The organism is Devosia sp. Micro-HW1 (assembly GCF_056341075.1).
The window spans coordinates 2897006-2916395 of the sequence record NZ_CP094375.1 but is presented as its reverse complement, the minus strand read 5'-3'; the positions used below and the strand labels follow the sequence as shown (position 1 = coordinate 2916395).

Genomic DNA, 19390 nt, shown 5'->3' with positions numbered 1-19390 from the left:
TCGACGTGCCGGTTTTCCGGTCTTCAGTAACCCAGGCTGCGATCGACGACGTGCGGTATCGGCTCGTCGTTCTCGAAGCGTCGGATGTTTGCGGCCATTTCCTTGACGGCCATATGCTGATGCGTCGGCGCCGCCACATGCGGGGACAGCCGGACCTTGTTGTGGCGCCAGAGCGGGTCTTCCGAGGGCAGGGGCTCGATGCGGAACACGTCGAGCGCCGCGCCACTGAGCTTGCCGCTGTCGAGTGCGGCAATGAGATCCGCATCGACCACGTGACCGCCGCGCGCGCCATTGATGAAGAACGCGCCGTCGGCCAGTGCGTCGATGAGCCGTGTACCCACCACGTCCGCGGTCTCTGCGGTCAGGGGCAAGAGGTTGACGAGGATATCTGCGTCGCGCACGGCGTCGAGGATCGTCTCGGGGCCGGCAAAAGTGGTGGCGCCGGGGATTTCGTGTTTCGATCGTGCCCAGACGCGGGTTTCAAAGCCGAAACGCACAAAGTGCTCGGCGACGGGGCGACCAAGCGCGCCCGCGCCCAGCACCGTCACTTTGCGCTCATTGGCGAGCTTTTCGGGCTGCGGCGTCCATTCGCCCCTGGCCTGCAGATCGGCATAGAGGAAAAGGTTGCGGTGCCAAGCCAGCGCCTGCGCCAGGACCCATTCGGCCATGCCCAGGGCCAGTCCGTCGTCTACGAGGCGAACGATGGGGAGGTCATCGGGCACCTCGCCGCTGGCGAGCAGATGCTCGATGCCGGCATTGAGACTGAGGACCAGCTTGAGGCCCGGAACCGCGCGTATGACACCGGGCAGCGGGCGGCCGACGACGATGTACGGAACGTCACTGTCGCCCGCCTTGGGCTGTTCGGTCAGCACCTCGAAATCCGGCAATTCCGCACGGAAAAGTTGGGCTAAATGTTCAGGATTTCCGCGCGATGCGATGAATATGCGTTTCATGACAGGGAGCATGATGCGCCAAGCTCGCCTCATGCAATGGCCAAAAAAATTCAAATTCCACGCACTTCAACTCATGGAAACACCGTTATGGACGAAAAACCAGGAAGCACGCGCCAGGTGTGGCGCGTGCTTGCACAGGGTGCTTGCGAAATGGGCAGAAGGGGTTCAGGCAGCCGGGTTGGCGAGGTCGAGTTCGTGAGCGCGAATGCAGGCGACGCGGTGCCCGTTGTCCATTGCTTCGAGCTCCGGCACGATCTCGGCACATGGTGCGATGGCGTAGGGGCAGCGGGTGCGGAACACGCATCCCGAGGGCGGATTGATGGGGCTCGGGAGATCACCCTTGAGCGTGATGCGTTCGCGCCGCACCGTCGGATCGGGGACCGGCGCCGCGTCGAGCAGCGCGCGCGTATAGGGATGGCGGGGTCGCTCGTAGAGATCTGCCGCCGTTCCCATTTCCATGACCTTGCCCAGATAGAGCACGATGACCCGGTCACAGAGAAATTCGATCACCGACAGGTCATGCCCAATGAACAGCAGCGACAGGCCCAGCTCCTTGCGCAGGTCCTGCAGCAGATTGATGATTTGTGCCTGGATCGACACGTCGAGGGCCGAAACTGGCTCGTCGGCGACGATGAATTCAGGGTTGACCGCCAGCGCCCGGGCAATGCCGATGCGCTGGCGCTGCCCGCCGGAAAACTCATGCGGAAAACGCGCTGAAGCGCTGCGCGGCAGTCCAACCTTTTCGAGCAGGTCGCCGATGCGCTGTTCACGATCCTTGCGGGTGCCGATGCCATGCAGCATCAGCGCCTCGCCCAGGATCTGGCCCACACTCATGCGCGGATTGAGACTGGCATAGGGATCCTGGAAAATGATCTGCATGCGGCTACGGAGCGATTTGAGCTCCTTGGCCGGCATGGCGGTAACATCCTGGCCATCGAGCAGGACCTTGCCCGAGGTGGGCTCGACAAGCCGCAGCACGGCGCGGCCGAGTGTCGTCTTGCCGGACCCCGATTCCCCAACAAGGCCGACGACCTCACCCTTGCCCACGGTGAATGAAGCACCGTCAAGCGCCTTGAGCGTCACGCCTTCCTTGAACAGCGTCTTGCCGATTGGATAGTGGACCTTGAGGTCTTCGACGACGAGGAGCGGCTCAGCCATGAAGTTCGTTCCAGCGAATGCAGCGCGCCCGATGTTCGGGAACGACAGTCAAAAGGGGTGGCACGGCAGCGCGGCATTCCGGGATCACCCAGGCGCAGCGCGGGTTGAAATCGCACCCCTTGGGCGGATTGCGTGGATCCACCACGCTACCGGAAATGGTCTGGAGTCGCAGCTCCTGGCCGCGGCTGCGAGCGGCATGATCAACCACAGGCAGGCTGTTGAGCAAGCCGCGTGTATAGGGATGGCTGGGTCGGGCGAACAGTTCGCGCACCGGCGCGGTCTCGACGATGCGGCCGCCATACATGACGGCAACGCGATCAGCGACTTCGGCCACCACCCCCAGATTGTGGGTGATGAAGAGGATGCCCATGCCGATCTCGCGCTGGAGGCGCCGCATGAGTTCAAGGATCTGCAGCTGCACTGTGACGTCGAGTGCCGTGGTCGGCTCGTCGGCGATCAGGAGAGCAGGATTGCAGGCCAGCGCCATGGCAATCATGACGCGCTGCCGCATGCCGCCTGACATTTGGTGCGGATAGATTTCGGCACGGCGCTCCGGCTCAGGAATTTCGACCAGCGCCAGCATTTCGACGGCGCGGGCCCAGGCCTGCTTGCGCGTCAGGTTCTGGTGGAGGCGCGCGGCCTCGGCGATCTGGGCCCCGACCTTCTGGGTGGGGTTGAGCGAGGTCATCGGCTCCTGGAAGATCATGCCGATTTCATTGCCGCGAATGGCGCGCATGGCGTTTTCTGGCTGCTTGACGAGGTCGATGACCTGGCCGGCGCGGGTTCGGAACAGCATTTCGCCGTCGGCAATGGCGCCGATGCCCTTGGGAATGAGCCGCATGACGGACAGGCTGGTGACGGACTTGCCCGAGCCACTTTCGCCGACAAGGGCAACGGTCTCGCCCTGCCCGATGGTGAGATCGACGCCTTTGACAGCGCGGACAATACCAGTTTCGGTGGAGAACTCGGTGACAAGACCGCGGATATCGAGCAGTGGAGTGGTCTGATCCGTCATGGGTGGAGTTGCCCTGCTCTTTCCATTTCCTCGGCGATCCAGGCGAGCGGCACGTGACCGTAGCTCAGGAGACTGTCGTGGAAGCTGAGCGTGTCGCCCTTCCAGCGCTGGCGCAAGGTCTTGATGCCTTCGACGCCCAACCAGTACATGAGGCGCGAGCCCGGTAGCATGGAGTTGCGTACGACTTCGCCCTCGACGCGCGCAGCGGCAAAGCCGGCCTCGCGATAGAAATCCATGGCCTCTTGGAGGCTCCAATCTCCGAGGTGCAGCTTGATGTCGACCAGAACACTGGCGGCATTGCGACGTTCGAACTGCTTGAGGAGGAGTATTTCCTCGGGCGTGTAAAAGTCGGGAACCTCCATCAGCAGATCTTCGACATAGCACGCCCAGCCTTCGATCAGCGTGCCCGACCCCAGGAAGGCAAGGCCCAGCGCGCAATCGGTGCCGGCAATGCGGGCAATGCGCGAGGCGGCCATGCGAGCGCGGGTATTCTGCGTGTGGTGGCCGATGCTGCCGTGATGGACCGAATGGATGGCTTTCACCATCGCGGTATTGTTGCCGCGAAGGAACGCCTGTTCATCCTCGCCGGGCGGGGTGACCCAATAAACGCTACCGGCGCCGGGATTGAGGCCAGGCGGCGAGCGATAAAAGAGGAAGTAGAGCGGTTGGCTGATCTTGCGGAAGCACGGGGCCATCCAGCGATAGTCGAGATCGTATTCCTGCGCCGGGGTGACGAGTTCGGCGCCTTGGGCAACCGCTTGCACGTCCCAATCCATATAGCTGTCAAAGACGGCTTCGGGATCTGCGGGGTGGATGTCGGCGAGGCCGGCGATGATTTGCTCGGGGGTGCGGGACGGATCGATGGCGCGCGCCATCTCCTCCATCTCGTCGCCCATGCGGCGATAGGCGGCTTCCGCCATCGCCACCGCGACGCGCGGAGACATGGGAAGGCCGTGGATTTCGGCCATAAGCTGGGCGAGATAGGCCTCGCCACAGGCCGGATCGGCGTCGGGCCGAGTGTCAAGCGCGGCGGCGAAGGCTTCGAAGGCGTCAGCGGCCTGGCGTGCGGGTTCGGCCCAGTCGTCGGCGAATTCGTCGTGGAGTTTTATGTCGGTGCGCAGGAACCCGGCCATGGCCGTGGCCTCCTTTCGCGCCCGTTTTACCCAACCCTGCGGAGCCGGCACGCCATCGAGGCGTTCTGTGGCGGCGCGCAGAAAACCGGCAATGCCGTTGAGCCGTGCGATCAATGCCGCGTGGCGGATGGGCATGGACTGCGGCAAGAGCAGCGAAATGATCGAAAACGCCGCCTCGCCCGAATACCAGGCGGGGTTGTGAAGCCGGGGCCGCGTTTCGGCAGCAAGCCGCTGCATGCGCAGTTCGGCCAGCATCATGCGCCGGTCGAGCCTGTGGCCGAGATTTTCTGGCTCGCGGCTGGCTTCGAGACGCGCGAGGAGACCGTCGATTTCGGCGATTTCTTCGGCAAGCGTATCAGGACCGACTGGCGGCAGCTCGGCATCATGAGACGTATCGCCCATGAACGTCGCATCGACGGGCCTAAAACGCCAGTGATGGGCGAGGAAGTCGTCGACCACCGCTGGGTCGTATTGAGCCGTCATGCGCGTTTGCCCGGCAAATCCACCCAGCGGCGCTCGAAGTGCGCCCTGATGACCGCATCCACGATCTCCTGGCTCTTGGCGCCGTCAAAGAAGGTGCATTCCTGCGGACGATCTTCGAGGATTTCATCCACGAAGTGGCGGACGAGATTGCGATAATAGAGTTCCGGCCAGGGCGTATTGAGCGTCGTACCCGGGGGCAGCGCCGCGGGGCCGACGTCATATGGGATGAATTCGACGGCTTCTGCCTTGGCGATCTTGAGCGTTTCGGCAGTGCCGAATTCCGAGATCAGGCGAGCCACGGCGGCACCCTTGGAGCCATAGACGCGGATTTCGACCCCGGGATAGTTGCCGACGGCGACATAGGAGGTCTGGAGGAGACCCTGGGCGCCGTTGGCATATTCGACCAGCGCCACGGCGCCGTCTTCGACCTTGATCTTTTGCAGGCCCACTTCACCGCGAACGATACGCTCGGGGATGAAATTCTTCATGGTCGAGGCGACCGAGCCGAACTCGCCGCCGAGCCAGCGCATCAGGTCGATGAGGTGCGAACCATAGCCGACGATGGAGGCGGGGATCAGGGAATTGCGATCGACGCCCGGCGTAATCTGGCGCAACGGTTCCTGGGGGTCGAGCCATTGCGAATTCTGCTCGAAGCCGTGGATATGGAAGACCTCGCCGAGTGTGCCGTCATCGATCCACTTCTTGATCTGCCTGATGGCCGGCGAATAGCGGAAAGTGAACCCAAGCTTGGTGCGAACGCCCTTGGCATCCGCCCTGGCGGCCGCATCGAAAGCTGGCGCCGCCTCAGTGTGGAGCGGCTTTTCCGATAGCACATGCTTGCCGCCTTCGATGGCGAGGAGGCTCAGCGGCAGGTGCGTATGGGTCGGGGTGCAGACATCGACCATCTGCACATCCGGATCCGCGATCAGTTTTTCCGGATCGGTATAGACCTTTTTCGCGCCGTACTTCTCGCCCATCGCCTTGGCGCGGGCTGGGTCGAGATCGCACACGGCGATCAGGTCGACGCGCTCATGTGCCTTGTAGCCGGGAAGGTGTGCCTTGTCGGCCCAGGTATGCGCGCCGATGAGGCCGACGCCGAGCTTGGTGGTCATGGCAGGGTCTTTCCGATCTCGGCCGCGTAGGCCTCGAGTTCATCGTAATTGTGGAAGCCGAGCTGGCGCTTGCCGTCTTCGATTTCGTAGATCATGCCGACCATCTTTTCGTTGAGACGGGTATCGGCGCCGGCCTTTTTGCCAAACTCGATAAGCTTGCCGGCAAAGGCGCGGGTTTCGGAGGGGCGTTTGCGGTAAACGATATCCCACCAGATGCCCGAGCCCTTCTTCTTGAAATTGTGGGTCGGCTTGTTGTCCTGGTCTTTTTTGAGGAGCCAGATGGCGTGGTCGATATTGGCGAGGAGCTTCTTGGTGTCCTCCGCTGTCTTCACGCGGTAATTGGCAGGATCGAAGAAGTCGAAGGCCTGGATGTCGATCTTGTTGGCATCGGCGATTTCGAGCGCTTCCTTGACGACGGCACCGGCGAGACGGGCGTAGCGCTCGACCCCGAGCGTGTCGCGGATCTTGGCATCGGCGAGAGCCGAGAACACCACTTGGGCGGAATAGACTTCCTTGGCCCAGATCTGACCCCAGATGCGGTCCGAATACTGGACTTCGGTCAGCGCCGTGAGCGCGTCGCCGATCTGCTTGAGGCGCGGCGTCGTCTCGCCGCTCAGTTCGCCCAGCTGGATCGGCCCTTCATGCACGAACTCGATATATCCGGGGTCGACCAGCGCGCCGCCATAGTTGGGAATGGAGCCGATGACGATGTCCTTGCCCGGAAGTCCGGCTTCATCGAGCAGCGTGATCATGTCGGGCTCATTGAAGCCGTTCTGATAAGAGACGACGGCGCTGTCGGGCGTGAGCAGCGGCACGATCTGCCTGAGCGCGTCGAGCGTGTGCTGCGACTTGGTGGCGATGAGCACGACGCCGAGGTCACCCGAAAGCTGGTCGGGCGTTGCCGCCTTCACCTTGACCTTGAGATCTCCACGGACGCCATCGATGGTCATGCCATTGGCGTTGAGGGCGTCGACATGTTCTTTCCAGCGATCGACGAGGAGCACATCGTGGCCGGCTTGGGTCATATAGGCGCCGGCCAGACCGCCGATGGCGCCGGCACCGATAATGGTGAATTTCATGGGGCCCTGACCTTCTAGTTAGTTGGCGACTTGCGGGAACATCGAGAGGCTCTCGGGCGAGTTCGCGTAGGAATAAAGCGCCTTGATGAAAGCGGGGCGCTCGGCGTCCGTCACGCGTTCGCGCACCTTGCGGACGATCTCGTTGCCGGCCCAGTACGAGGAGATGAAGGGGCCGCGGAACGGATGGGCGGCCATCCGCAGGCGACCCTGCACCCAGGCTTCCTGGCCCATGGCGGTGGTGCGCAGGTAGTTGGCGACATCCTCGCGCGGCACCCCTTCCACCATCAGCATCCAGGCGGCGCTGGTCTGGGCGGCGGAGCGGACGCGGCGCAGTTCGATGTGGATGGCGTCATCGTCGTCCTCGACGAAATCGATGAGGTGCACGCCCTGGTCGCCGATACCTTCCTGCACGCAGCCGGTGATGGCGTCGGTCGTGATGAGCAGCGCGTCGGCCGCGGCTTCGCCGGCGTCGACGGCGGCCTTGGTCGAGAGGAGCTGGGTCGAGTGACCGGGATAGACTTCGTGGCAAACCAGATGCTTGAGCGCAGCACGCGTGAAGCTCAAATCGAAATTGAGGTCCATCTTGCCTTCGTTGAAGGAGCAGCGGGCGGTGTAGAACATGCCGCGAACCGGGTTGAGGACCATGTCATAGTCTCCGGTATCGAAGATCATGGCATCGGTCTTGGCCTTGGCCTTGGTCATCAGTTCGCGGAACACTGTCTCGACCTGTTCGGCCGGCACGGCGCGCGCTTCTTCCCAGGCCGCGACGCGTTCGCCGAGCGAGCCATTGACGAAACCGGAACGTTTGAGGACCGCATCCAGCTTGGCGCGGGCGTCTTCGATAACGGCAGCATCTTCCCGGCCGGCGGGGGCACCAACGAGCTGGGTGACCTTTTCTTCAAAGCTGGGGCTCGCCCCGGCCAGCATCTTGGTGGCGGTACGAACCGAGCGAATCATGCCTTCGAGGAAGACTTTGCGCGGACCGGACGGCAGGGCGGCAGCTTGCTTCTCAAGGGTATCGAGATCAGACTTGATGGTTTCAACGTCATTGTAGGCGCGCGCCGGTATGCTGTCGCCACCGAGATAGATCGGAACGAGACCCTCCCCTCCGAGGAGGCTTTTGTCAGCAGGCTGGCGCCGCTCATAGGCATCGATGCCCATGGTAATGGAAGTGAGGGCGCGACCAATCTCGAAGGAATTCATGGGTTTGGGCTCAGTGTTCGAAAATGGCGTCGGGATTGCGGAAAGACTTGAATTCCAGCGCATTTCCCGAGGGATCGAGCAGGAAGAAGGTCCCTTGCTCGCCCGGCTCACCTTCGAAGCGGATCTTGGGCTCCATGACGAAGGGATAAGAGGCGCCGCGCAGGCGATCGATCAGGCCATTCCAGGTGTCCCAGGGCAGGACCGCACCGAAATGGTGCAGTGGTACCATGTCATCGCCAACCTTGGACTTGGCCGCCGGCTTGGGGTCCGAATTCAGGTGAGCGGAAAGCTGGTGGCCGAAAAAGTCGAAATCGATCCAGTTCTCGGCCTCGCGACCCACCTTGCAGCCGATGACATCGCCATAAAAGTGTCGGGTGCTTTCCTTGTCTCTAACGGCGAAGGCCATGTGAAATGGGATCATTTGATGGGTCCAGAAGGTCAGGGATGAGTGGTGGCTTATGTGCGTCTTTTGAAAATGCTATCTGCTTGGCGTCTCGCTTCAAGGCGCATAAAGATCGCCCTTGCATGACTCTATGGAATGATAATCCGTGAAACGACGCGTTCTCCCCTCTCTCAACGCATTAAGAACCTTCGAAGCTGTCGCGCGACACAATTCCTTCACACGCGCAGCCGAGGAGCTGAACGTGACCCAGAGCGCGGCCAGTCGCCTGGTGCACAGCCTCGAGGAATATCTTGAAGTGCCGCTCTTCACGCGGCGCAGCCGGCGCATCCAGCTCACCGACCAGGGCATGTATTACAGCCGCCTGGTCAGCCGTTCGCTCGACCTGATCGAAGCCGGGACGGTCGAGCTTATGTCGTCGAAGGCAGGCAAGGGCACGCTGTCGGTGGGCATGTTGCCGACTTTCGGCACGCGCTGGCTATTGCCGCGCCTGCCATCGTTTCAGGCGCTCTACCCCGATGTCTCGGTTAATGTCGTGTCCAGCGATGGCGAGCTCGATTTTACCCGGGAGCGCATCGACATTGCCATTCGCTTCGGCCATGGCCAGTGGTCGGAGGCGCTGATTGACCCGCTGATGAGCGAGGAAATCCAGGTCGTCTGCGCCCCCGCGCTGCTCGCCGGCCGGCCGCCGCTGACGCATCCCACCCAGCTCGCCGACTATCGCCTGATCGACCATTCGACGCGGCCTGACAGTTGGGAATACTGGTTCCGCTCCATCGGCTCCGACCTGCCCGAAATCAACTGGGGACCGAGGTTGGAGCACTTTTTCATGATTATCGAGGCAGCCAAGGCCGGCCTCGGAATGGCGCTGATGCCGACCTTCCTGATCGAAGAGGAAATGAAGCAGGGCCAGCTTGTATCGCCTTTTCCCGGGCGCATCGCTGGTCCGGGCGCCTACTACATGGTGACGCCGCAGACCAAGGCCGGCCTGCCGCGTGTCATGGCATTCCGGCAATGGGTGCTGGACCAGCTGAAGTAGCAGGGCCTCCGAACCGGAACCGTCAACGCCTGGGATAGCGGTGTCTGAGCACGTCATAAACCGATCGTATGCCGTGGTCGGTTCCGCCCACGGGGCGACCCGGACGGGCCTCGGGCGCCCAAGCCATGATGTCGAGGTGCACCCATGCCCTCGCCTTCTCGACAAAGCGCCTGAGGAACAGTGCGGCGGTAATGGAACCGGCAAAGCCGCCAGTGCCGGCATTGTTAACGTCAGCAATCATCGAACTCATCATGGCGTCATAAGGGGACCACAGCGGCATCTGCCAAAGCGGGTCGTCCACCTTGATGCCGGAGGCCATCAGATCGCGGGCCAGATCATCGTCGGTCGAATAGAGTGCGGGCAATTCCGGCCCCAGTGCCACGCGCGCCGCTCCGGTCAGCGTGGCCATGTCCAGCAGCAGTTCCGGGCTCTCTTCATCGGCCAGGGCGAGAGCGTCGGCTAGGATCAAACGGCCCTCCGCATCGGTATTGCCGATCTCCACGGTCAGTCCCTTGCGCGACGTCAGCACATCTCCGGGCCGGAAGCTGTCGCTGGCGATGGCATTTTCCACGATCGGGATCAGGACGCGCAGCCGTACGGGCAGGCCGGCCGAGATGATCGCATGGGCAAGGCCGAGAACATTGGCGGCGCCACCCATATCCTTCTTCATCAGCAACATGCCGGCCGCCGTCTTTATATCGAGGCCGCCGGTATCGAAGGTGACACCTTTGCCGACCAGGGTAATCTTGGGGTCGGTTTCCTTGCCCCAGGCCAGATCCATCAAGCGGGGAGGCTGGCTGGCGGCCCTGCCAACGGCATGGATCATCGGGAAATTGGCGCCCAGCAGATCGCTACCGACCACGGCCTTGCAGGTCATGCCGCGGGCCCGCGCAAAGTCGCGGATCGCCGCGTCAAAGGCGTCGGGACCAAGGTCATTGGCCGGCGTGTTTATGAGATCGCGCGCCAGGACGGCAGCTTCCACCAGAATGTCGGCTTCTGCACAGTCGCCCCCATTTGGGGCGACGATCCGGGGTGCCGTCTCGGCGGAGCGGTATCGATCGAAGCGATAGGCCCCCAGCCGAAAGCCGATCGTGGCGAGTTGAGCATCGCCATAGGCGCCTTCCAGGTGATAGTCGCCATCGGGCAGTTTTGCCCCGGCTAGTCCCAGGACCAAAGGAGTACGATCGTCGGCATTGCCCGCGCCAAACAGCTGTCCGACCACTGTGCCATCCGGTCCGGGCAGCGCCAGCATCTGCCCGCGCTTGCCGGTAAACCCATTGGCCTTTGCCCAGGCGGCGGATGCGGTGGACAGGCCGGCAGCGGCAACCAATCCTTCCTCGACGACGACAATGGGAATGGTGCTTGGGACTGTCATGGAACCTCCGAGAGACGTCGGAGGCTAGGCACGTGAGAATGGGGTCACAACCGCATAAAAACTCCTTGTGACAGGACCCTGGGTTAAGGCAAGCCGAACTCCTGCCAATACGAAGGTAACTATCCAACGATCAACTTGGCGCGCCCATCATCCCGTTGAGCTGTAGCTGGCGTGAGGCGCATCAACGGGATGAATAGGCGCTGCGCCTTTCCCGCTCCTGCTCGGTTCGAAGCGGGAAGACCAGCCGACATGGCTGCCCCGTGCGAAATTGCGCGCCCAGGCGTGCGGCAGGCTCACCTGATCGGCGATCAAGGGCAAGGGAGACCTTCTCGATGGGCACGCTTACCATTGTTGCGCGCCATTCGGCACGCGTTTGGCGACGCGCCCAGTTCGCAGATGGGCTTTGCAAGCGGCCCGCTGATCAGGCGTCGACCGCTGGCCTGCGAGGAGTGGCGACGCCAGACCGGGTCCGGCGCCGCCAGGCGGCTAGTGCAGCAGTTTTTCCTTCTGGGCCGCAAATTCTTCATCTGTCAGCACACCGGATTCGTGCAGTTGCGCGAGCTCCTTGAGCTGTTCCATGGCCTCCATCGACATGCCGCTGGCTTCCTGCGCGGCAGGAGGTGGCTGGGTCACGTAGACCGGGGCCGCCGGCGGTGGCGTGGGAGCGGGAGCGGGTTCGGGGGTCGGCTTGGGCCCATAGCCCTGCATCTTGGCGACCCCACCCGAAACGGCGGTTGCGGTACCGGCGATCACGGCCGTCCTGGCCATGGTCCCGATCAGTCCGGGGCGCCCTACTCGTCTAATCATGGTCTATCTCCTTGCTCACGGTTCGGGCCGAACACGGCGCGAACCGTTACTCGTGTCTAATCCGCCAAGGAGCGGCTCCTTCCGCCTAAGAAAGTCGCAGCTGACATTGTCAATCTGAACCAGGATTGGGACGGCAGTGGGGCCATCCCCGAGACGTGATCGGCCGGCCTAGCCCAGCATCAGGTGGCGGATCTGGGTATAATCGATCAGTGACTGCATGGAGAGATCGGAGCCATAACCTGAATTCTTCATGCCCCCATGGGGCATTTCGGTGGCCATGACGCCGTGGGTATTGATCCAGGTGACGCCATATTCGAGCGCATTGGCGAGCTCCATCGCCGTCTCGGTCTTCTGCGACCAGACCGAGGACCCCAGCCCATATTCGGACGCATTGGCCCAGTCGAGCGCCTGGCTGTTGTCGTCAAAGGGCGTGATGGAAAGCACCGGGCCAAACACTTCCTTTTGCACGATCTCGGCCTCGATGGGCGCGGCGACCAGGGTGGGGGCAAAGAAGAAGCCCTCGGGCTCGGCGGCCTTGCCCTGCATGACATCGTAGCCGCTCGCCCGGGCGCGGGAGACGAATCCGTCGACGCGCTCCTGCTGACGGGCGCTGATTACCGGGCCGAATTCGACGTCGTCGCGCTCGGGCTTTCCATAGACCAGCGCGCCGATCATGGCTTCGAGCCTGTCGGTCAGGGGCTGCACCACGTCGCGATGGGCCAAGATCCGGCAGGCCGCGGTGCAGTCCTGTCCGGCATTGTAAAAGCTTGCCTCGCGCAGGGTATCGACCAGCTTGTCGAGGTCGGCATCGGCGCAGACGATCACCGGCGCCTTGCCGCCGAGTTCGAGATGGGTGCGCTTGATCATCGGGCCGGCGGCGGCCTGCAGCACGGCTCGGCCCGTACGGACATCGCCGGTCAGCGAAATCATCCGCACCAGGTCATGCGAGACGAGGGCATGGCCGACATCCGGACCATTGCCGGTGACAACGTTGACGACACCGGCGGGCAGGATTTCGGCAAATATCTCGCTGAGCGCCAACAGGCTCAGCGGCGTCAGTTCCGAGGGTTTTATGACCACGGCATTGCCCGCCGCAATGGCCGGCGCGATCTTCCAGGCGGCCATCAGCAGCGGATAGTTCCAGGGCGCGATCTGAGCAATGACGCCTATTGGGTCACGGCGCACAAGGCTGGTGCGGCCCGCGCCGCGATAATTGCCAGCGGCCGGGGCGGGCACGTTGCGCACCGCCGTGCCGTAGAATCGGAAGACATCGGCGACATTGGCCAGCTCGCCCGAGCGGGCAAAGCGCAGGGGCTTGCCGGCATTTTTCGACTCGATGCCAGCCAGCGTTTCGGCCCTCGCCTCGATGGCGTCGGCAATGGCGAGGAGGGCGGCGCTGCGCTCGCGCGGGGCGCGCTTCGACCAATCCTTGTAGGCCGTATTTGCTGCCTGCACCGCCTGATCGATCTGGCTGGGGCTGGCCGAGGGCACTTCGGCAAGGGGCTTGCCCAGGGCCGGCTCGAAGGCGGTTTCGGGCTTGCCCTCGCCATGGACGAAAGTGCCATTGATGAAGAGACGGGTCGAAAAACTGCTCATGCTGCGGTCTCCGCGCCCGGTGCCGGCATATATGTGGCGCGCGCTGCTTCTCCCAGATAATGCCAGAAGGCCAGATCATGCCGGCGCTGCGCGGGCTGCCATTCGGGATGCCATTGCACGGCAAAGACCGGGGCCGGCGTCGATGTCGCGGCGACCGCCTCGACCACCCCTTCAGGACCGGTGGCATTGATCACGAGGTCTTCGGCCAGCCGCTCTATCGTCTGGAAGTGAACACTGTTTACCGTGAGGCTGTCGGCCTCGGTGAACCGGTGCAGAATGCCATTGGCGACAACCTTTACGGGGTGGGAAAACCCAAACATTTCCTCCCGCGACACATCGGCCGGCGCATGGTGGACGTCGGGGCCGATGCTGGCGCGCAGATCCTTCAGCGTGCCACCCAGAGCCACATTGATTTCCTGCAGGCCCCGGCAGATGCCGAAGACCGGCTTGGCTGCCGTGATGGCGGCGCGGATCAGCGCCTGCCCGAACGCGTCACGACCGTCATCGGTCGGCACCTCGCCGGGCCGGTCCGACCCATAGCGATGCGGGGCGATGTTGGAATTGCTGCCGGTGAGCAGGATGGCATCAAGATGGGCCACGATGGCGGGCGCATTTTCGGGCGACTGGTTGGTCGGCACGATCAACGGCACGGCTTCGGCAAACTGCTCCACGGCCTCGAGGTAACGGTGTTTGACCGCCTGGGCCGGCTCGCCCTCAACCTCGCGGCCACAGGCGATTACCCCGATAACCGGCCGGTTCCGGCGCGATTGCGACCTGGTTTCCGGCATTTGCCACCCCTCCCCTTCCCGTTTCCCGCCCGCTCCTGCTAGGCTAAAGTCATGTCACAGAAAAAGGGCGACGGACAGGCATGAGTTCCGCAACGACCGTAAACGAAGACATCGTCAGCTGGCTGGCGGACAATCCCCAAATCGAAGTGCTGCATACCGCCGTCTGCGATCTCAACGGGATCATGCGCGGCAAACGCATCCCCATCGACCAGGCCCGGCGCATTGCCGACAACGGCATTCGCATGCCGCTCTCGATTGTCGGCGTGGATGTGTGGGGCGAAGACATCGTGGGCAACCCGATGGTCTACAAGAGTGGCGATATCGACGGCATCTGCAGCCCCACCGGGCGTGGCGCCCTGCCCATCAACTGGACCACGCGGCCCAGCGCCATGATCCCGCTCTGGATGTTCGAGGATGCGCGCACGCCGTTTCTGGGCGATCCGCGCCAGGCGCTGGCCCATGTGCTGAGGCGCTATGCCGAGCACGGACTCGAGCCGGTCGTGGCGACGGAACTCGAATTCTACCTGGTCGACCCGAACGCCGATTCGGCCCAGCCGCCGATCTCGCCCTATACCGGCAAGAGGCTCGATTCCGACGCCATCCTCTCGCTCGACGAATTGGAGGATTTCGGCGAGTTCTTTCGCGACGTCTATCTCCAATGCGCGCAGCAGAATGTGCCTGCCGACACGGCCGTGGCGGAAAACGGCATCGGGCAATTCGAGATCAACCTGCTCCATACCAACGGGCTCAAGGCGGCCGACGACGCCGTGCTGTTCAAGCGCATCGTCAAGGGCGTGGCGCGCAAGCACAATCTGGTCGCCACTTTCATGGCCAAGCCCTATGGTGCCCGTTCGGGCAATGGCTTTCACGTGCATTTCAGTCTCAATGACGCGGCGGGCAACAATGTCTTCGACGATGGCACGGAAAGCGGCTCGGATGTGATGCATCACGCCGTGGGTGGCCTGCTCTCGGGCATGGCCGAGACGACGCTGCTGTTTGCCCCGCATTTCAATTCCTACCGGCGTCTGCGGCCCGACACCCATGCGCCCAGCGCGGTTTCCTGGGGCTATGAGAACCGCACCACGGCGGTGCGCATTCCGGGCGGCAACAACAGGGCGCGGCGCATCGAACATCGCGTGGCGGGGGCCGATGCCAATCCCTATCTGGTGCTGGCCGGCATTCTCGGCGCCGCTCTTGTCGGCATCGAGGACCAGGTCAAGCCGCCCAAGCCCTTCAAGGGCCGCGCCTATTCGGAACGCCTGCCCAAGCTGCCGGCCGACTGGGCTTCGGCGGTGAACGCCTTTGAGGATGGCCACATGGTGCCGCGCATTTTCGACGAAACGCTCCATTCCCTGTTCGTGGCCTGCAAGAGGCAGGAAATTGCCGGCTTTGCCTCGCAGGTCACCGATCTTGAATTTTCAGCCTATCTCGAGGTGGTGTGATGGCCGAAACGCCCAATGCCGGATCGCCCTATCCGCCCAGCTACTACGCCGCTTCGCGAAACATCGTCCGCACGCCAGAAGTGCTGCAAGGCTATGCCGAGGCCGACATCTGCGTGGTCGGCGCCGGCTATACCGGCCTCTCGGCCGCCATCAGCCTGGCCGAGCATGGCTACAAGGTGGTGGTCGTGGAAGCGGCCGAGGTCGGCTGGGGGGCTTCGGGTCGCAATGGCGGGCAGGTGGTGAACGGGCTCAATGCGAGCCTGGGCACGATCGAGCGCCGCTATGGCGCCGCAACGGCCAATTTCGTCGGCAGCCTTTTGCAGGAAGGCGCCGGCATCATCTATGACCGGATAGAGCGCTATGGCATCCAGTGCGATCTCAAGCGCGGCAATATCTACGCTGCCTACACGCCCAAACATATGGAGGAACTGGAGGCCAAGAAGGCGCTCTGGGCCCGCCATGGCATGCATGACCATGAACTGCTCGACAAGGCACAGATCCGCCAGCATATCGGCTCGGACGTCTATGAGGGCGGCATGATCGACCGCTCGGGCGCCCATATGCACCCGCTCAATCTCACCCTGGGCGAGGCGGCAGCACTCGAAAGCCTGGGCGGCGTCATCTATGAACGCTCGCCCGTGACCAGGGTCGAGCAGGATAGCGCCGGGGCCACCGTCCATACCGAAAAGGGGCGGGTGCGCGCCAATACGGCCATTGTCTGCGGCAATGCCTATCTGGGCAATGTCGTACCGGAGCTCACCTCGCGGGTGATGCCGGTCTCGACCCAGATGATGGCCACCGAACCGCTGGGCGAGGACCTCGCCCGGGCCCTCTTGCCGACAGACATGTGCGTCGAGGATGTGCGCTACATCCTCGACTATTTCCGCCTCTCGGCCGACCACCGGCTGATCTTTGGCGGCGGCGTGGTCTATGGCGGCACCGACCCGGACGATGTCGTGGCGAAGCTCAGGCCCAATCTCGAAAAGGTCTATCCGCAGCTCCGGGACGTCAGGATTGACTATGCCTGGAGCGGCAATTTTGCCCTCTCCTTCTCGCGCGTGCCGCAGATGGGGCGCCTTGGGAACAACGTCTATTTCGCCCATGGCTATTCGGGTCACGGCGTCACCGGCTCGCACCTGTTCGGCCGCATCCTCGGCGAAGCGGTGCGGGGCGACATGAGCCGCTTCGATACATTTGCGAGCCTGCCCTGGATCCCCTTTCCCGGCGGGCGCATGTTCCGCGCGCAATATTCAACGCTGGGATCGTGGTGGTATGCGCTGAAGGACCGCCTGGGGATTTAGCACCGGCGCGTCGGTGATCACCAGCCCGGCACCTCCCAAGGTAGCGGCGCCCTGCGCGCAGCGACATTGAGGGTGACGGGTTGGCTTACCCACATACGCGGCTCCGCCCTCGGGCTTGACCCGAGGGCCGCTCTCACCGTGCACCAACTTTGCATCTGAAACGCTCGGGCCGGCCCTCGGGTCGAGCCCGAGGGCGGTACGGTGTATTTTTTCGCTTCGTAGCCTGAACCGCCAACCCTCACACAGCCCCATTGACACCTCGATTTAGTGTGTTAGGTTAGTAGCACACTATATAGGCAAGACACATGGATGACTTTCATACCAGCCAGCCGATATTCGTGCAGATCCGGCAGCGGCTGATCGAGATGATCCTCAAGCGTCAGGTCAATGAGGGCGATGCTCTGCCCTCGGTGCGCCAGATTGCTGCAGACCTCTCGGTCAATCCACTGACGGTCACCAGGGCCTTCGAAGCGCTCGTCGATATCGGTGTGGTGGAGAAACGCAGGGGACTGGGAATGTTCGTGACATCAGGTGCGCGGGCGGGGCTTCTGGCCCATGAGCGCGAGAAATTCTTAAAGGAAGACTGGCCGCGCATCGCGGCGCAGATCAAGGCGCTGGACCTGGACCTCAAGGACCTGGTCGAGAAAGACACCAAGCTTGAAGGGCAGACAAAATGAGCGAGCTTTCCCTTTCCACCGACCCCATCGTTTCGGCCCGCGGCCTTTCCAAGTCCTTCGGCGGCAAGCAGATCCTGCACAATCTCGATTTCGACATTCCGGCGGGGCGGATCTACGGGCTGATCGGCCACAATGGCGCGGGCAAGACCACGACGCTCAATGCCATGCTGGGGCTGACGAGCTATGAAGGCACGATCAGGGTGCTCGGCGAAGACCCGTTCGCGAAACGTGCCCAGCTGATGGAAAATGTCGCCTTCATTTCCGACGTGGCGAGCCTGCCGCGTTTTCTCAGGGTGCGCGAGCTGTTTGCGCTCCTCACCAATATTCATCCCAATTTCAGCCAGGACAAGGCGCGGCAATTCCTCGAGGGTACCGACATCAGGCCCGAGATGAAGATCCGCACGCTCTCGAAAGGCATGATCGCCCAGTTGCATCTGGCCGTGGTCATGGCCATTGACGCCAAGCTCCTGGTGCTCGACGAGCCGACCCTTGGGCTCGACATCACCTACCGCAAGCGCTTCTACAGGCGCCTCCTCGAAGACTACATGACCGAGGAGCGCACGCTGATCATCACCACCCACCAGGTGGACGAGATCGAGTTCATGTTGTCCGACATCGTGTTCATCCGCGACGGGTCGCTGATCCTGCATATGCAGATGGAAACGGTGAGCGAGAAATTTTCGCAGCTTGTGGCCGATACGCCCGAGGCGCAGGCCCAGGCCCGCGCGCTCAATCCGGTCTATGAGGAAACCCGTTTCGGCCAGACCGTGTTCATCTTCGATGGCGTCGAACGGGAAAGACTCGAGCCGCTGGGCCGGGTCTCCACGCCTACCATTTCCGATCTTTTCGTGGCGCTGATGCAGCGGCCCACGGCCAATCCGGAGACCGCCCGATGAAGGCCTTCTTCGCCCTTGTGCACCGCGAGTTCATCGAACATCGCGGCGCCTTCTTCATCGCGCCGCTGGTACTGGTGGGCGTGGTCTTTGCGCTGACGCTCCTCGCCTTCGGCGTCGACCGGCTCGACACGCGCATGACCGGCCAGTTGTCCTTCGTGATGCCCACCTGGGTCTTCGAAGCCGGCTTTGCGGGCCTGGCCAGCGCCTGGCTCGCCTATCTGGGCTTCGTGCTGTTCTTCTACTGCGCCGATGGCTTTGCCGCCGACAAGCGCAACAATGCCATGCTGTTCTGGAAGAGCATGCCGGTCACCGACTTCAAGGTGCTGCTGAGCAAGTTGACGGCGGCTCTCACCATCCTGCCCGGCGCCGTCTTTGGCGTCGCGCTGGTGAGCCTCTCCATCCTGTTCGGCGTGACCTATGTCACCGCCATGATCGCCGGCCTCGGCACGCCGGAACTGCTCGGGGCGATTGTCGGCATTTTCGGGCAGATGGCCTTGGTCTTCCTCGTGGTGCTGGTCTGCGGGCTCCTGTGGTATCTGCCCTATATGGCGCTGGTCGGGGCCATGGGCAGCATGGTCGGCCGGTGGGCCATTCCGCTGGCGCTGCTGCTGCCCACCGTGGTGTCGGCGCTTGAATGGGTGACCCTGGGAGGGCTTCACCCCTTCTCCACCCATACCTGGAATTTCCTGACCTATCGCTCCACCCTGCCGGTTTCAGAAGCCCATCTCGACCGGGTCTTCGAAGGTCAGGAGCCGTTCAACTCGACGCTGTTCATCACCGACTTCCTGCAGAAGTTCGATTGGCTGCAGGTCGGCATCGGCGCGGTCTTTGCCGTGGTGGTGCTGTACCTGGCCGCCGAATACCGCCGGCGGGCCCCGGCCAACTGATCGCCCAATCCCATGCAAAGCCTCCGCCGCCGCATCCTCAATGGGT

General features: G+C 62.9%; 18 protein-coding genes. 6 read left to right on the top strand and 12 right to left on the bottom strand.

The window, feature by feature from the left end; all coding sequences use genetic code 11:
• Positions 1-23: 23 nt before the first annotated feature.
• The 8 genes from MQW79_RS14020 to MQW79_RS13985 form a co-directional block, all read right to left on the bottom strand.
• Positions 24-872: a 2-hydroxyacid dehydrogenase gene (locus MQW79_RS14020; protein WP_476585086.1), complete on the bottom strand. Its 849-nt coding sequence runs from the start codon at positions 870-872 to the stop codon at positions 24-26.
• 246 nt (positions 873-1118) lie between these two features.
• Positions 1119-2111, bottom strand: a complete 993-nt coding sequence (locus MQW79_RS14015) for an ABC transporter ATP-binding protein (RefSeq protein ID WP_476585085.1) — start codon at positions 2109-2111, stop codon at positions 1119-1121.
• Positions 2104-3126: an ABC transporter ATP-binding protein gene (locus tag MQW79_RS14010; RefSeq protein ID WP_476585084.1), complete on the bottom strand. Its 1023-nt coding sequence runs from the start codon at positions 3124-3126 to the stop codon at positions 2104-2106. The genes MQW79_RS14015 and MQW79_RS14010 overlap by 8 nt, the downstream gene beginning before the upstream one ends.
• Positions 3123-4742, bottom strand: coding sequence for a DUF885 family protein (locus tag MQW79_RS14005; RefSeq protein ID WP_476585083.1), 1620 nt, complete (start codon positions 4740-4742; stop codon positions 3123-3125). The genes MQW79_RS14010 and MQW79_RS14005 overlap by 4 nt, the downstream gene beginning before the upstream one ends.
• Positions 4739-5854 (bottom strand): Gfo/Idh/MocA family protein, encoded by a 1116-nt coding sequence (locus tag MQW79_RS14000; protein ID WP_476585082.1) that lies wholly within the window; start codon positions 5852-5854, stop codon positions 4739-4741. Before MQW79_RS14000 ends, MQW79_RS14005 begins: the two co-directional genes overlap by 4 nt.
• Positions 5851-6933 carry a ketopantoate reductase family protein gene (locus tag MQW79_RS13995; protein WP_476585081.1) on the bottom strand — a complete coding sequence of 361 codons (1083 nt, stop codon included), beginning with the start codon at positions 6931-6933 and terminating at the stop codon, positions 5851-5853. The genes MQW79_RS14000 and MQW79_RS13995 overlap by 4 nt, the downstream gene beginning before the upstream one ends.
• An 18-nt stretch (positions 6934-6951) precedes the next feature.
• The gene (locus MQW79_RS13990) at positions 6952-8136 is read right to left on the bottom strand and encodes a hypothetical protein (protein ID WP_476585080.1); all 1185 of its coding nucleotides are present in this window, start codon (positions 8134-8136) and stop codon (positions 6952-6954) included.
• Positions 8137-8146: 10 nt separating this feature from the next.
• Positions 8147-8557 carry a VOC family protein gene (locus tag MQW79_RS13985; protein WP_476585079.1) on the bottom strand — a complete coding sequence of 137 codons (411 nt, stop codon included), beginning with the start codon at positions 8555-8557 and terminating at the stop codon, positions 8147-8149.
• Between the two features lie 127 nt (positions 8558-8684).
• On the opposite strand from MQW79_RS13985, the gene gcvA reads away from it, so the two are divergent.
• Positions 8685-9575 (top strand): transcriptional regulator GcvA, encoded by an 891-nt coding sequence (gene gcvA / locus MQW79_RS13980; RefSeq protein WP_476585078.1) that lies wholly within the window; start codon positions 8685-8687, stop codon positions 9573-9575.
• Between the two features lie 22 nt (positions 9576-9597).
• Here gcvA and MQW79_RS13975 read toward each other — a convergent pair whose 3' ends face one another.
• The 4 genes from MQW79_RS13975 to MQW79_RS13960 all read right to left on the bottom strand — a co-directional run bounded on the left by MQW79_RS13975 (position 9598) and on the right by MQW79_RS13960 (position 14141).
• Positions 9598-10950, bottom strand: coding sequence for a leucyl aminopeptidase family protein (locus tag MQW79_RS13975; protein WP_476585077.1), 1353 nt, complete (start codon positions 10948-10950; stop codon positions 9598-9600).
• 486 nt (positions 10951-11436) lie between these two features.
• Positions 11437-11757, bottom strand: coding sequence for an SHOCT domain-containing protein (locus MQW79_RS13970; protein ID WP_476585076.1), 321 nt, complete (start codon positions 11755-11757; stop codon positions 11437-11439).
• Positions 11758-11925: 168 nt separating this feature from the next.
• Positions 11926-13353: an aminobutyraldehyde dehydrogenase gene (locus MQW79_RS13965; RefSeq protein ID WP_476585075.1), complete on the bottom strand. Its 1428-nt coding sequence runs from the start codon at positions 13351-13353 to the stop codon at positions 11926-11928.
• Entirely contained in the window at positions 13350-14141 is a 792-nt protein-coding gene (locus MQW79_RS13960) for a gamma-glutamyl-gamma-aminobutyrate hydrolase family protein (RefSeq protein ID WP_476585074.1), read from the bottom strand. Before MQW79_RS13960 ends, MQW79_RS13965 begins: the two co-directional genes overlap by 4 nt.
• An 80-nt stretch (positions 14142-14221) precedes the next feature.
• Here MQW79_RS13960 and MQW79_RS13955 point away from each other — a divergent pair, with 80 nt between their 5' ends.
• The 5 genes from MQW79_RS13955 to MQW79_RS13935 all read left to right on the top strand — a co-directional run bounded on the left by MQW79_RS13955 (position 14222) and on the right by MQW79_RS13935 (position 19344).
• Positions 14222-15583 (top strand): glutamine synthetase family protein, encoded by a 1362-nt coding sequence (locus MQW79_RS13955; protein WP_476585073.1) that lies wholly within the window; start codon positions 14222-14224, stop codon positions 15581-15583.
• Positions 15583-16884, top strand: a complete 1302-nt coding sequence (locus MQW79_RS13950) for an NAD(P)/FAD-dependent oxidoreductase (RefSeq protein ID WP_476585072.1) — start codon at positions 15583-15585, stop codon at positions 16882-16884. Before MQW79_RS13955 ends, MQW79_RS13950 begins: the two co-directional genes overlap by 1 nt.
• A gap of 305 nt (positions 16885-17189) precedes the next feature.
• Positions 17190-17561: a GntR family transcriptional regulator gene (locus MQW79_RS13945; RefSeq protein WP_476585071.1), complete on the top strand. Its 372-nt coding sequence runs from the start codon at positions 17190-17192 to the stop codon at positions 17559-17561.
• Entirely contained in the window at positions 17558-18457 is a 900-nt protein-coding gene (locus MQW79_RS13940; RefSeq protein WP_476585070.1) for an ABC transporter ATP-binding protein, read from the top strand. Before MQW79_RS13945 ends, MQW79_RS13940 begins: the two co-directional genes overlap by 4 nt.
• Positions 18454-19344, top strand: a complete 891-nt coding sequence (locus tag MQW79_RS13935) for a hypothetical protein (RefSeq protein WP_476585069.1) — start codon at positions 18454-18456, stop codon at positions 19342-19344. Before MQW79_RS13940 ends, MQW79_RS13935 begins: the two co-directional genes overlap by 4 nt.
• Positions 19345-19390 lie beyond the last annotated feature (46 nt).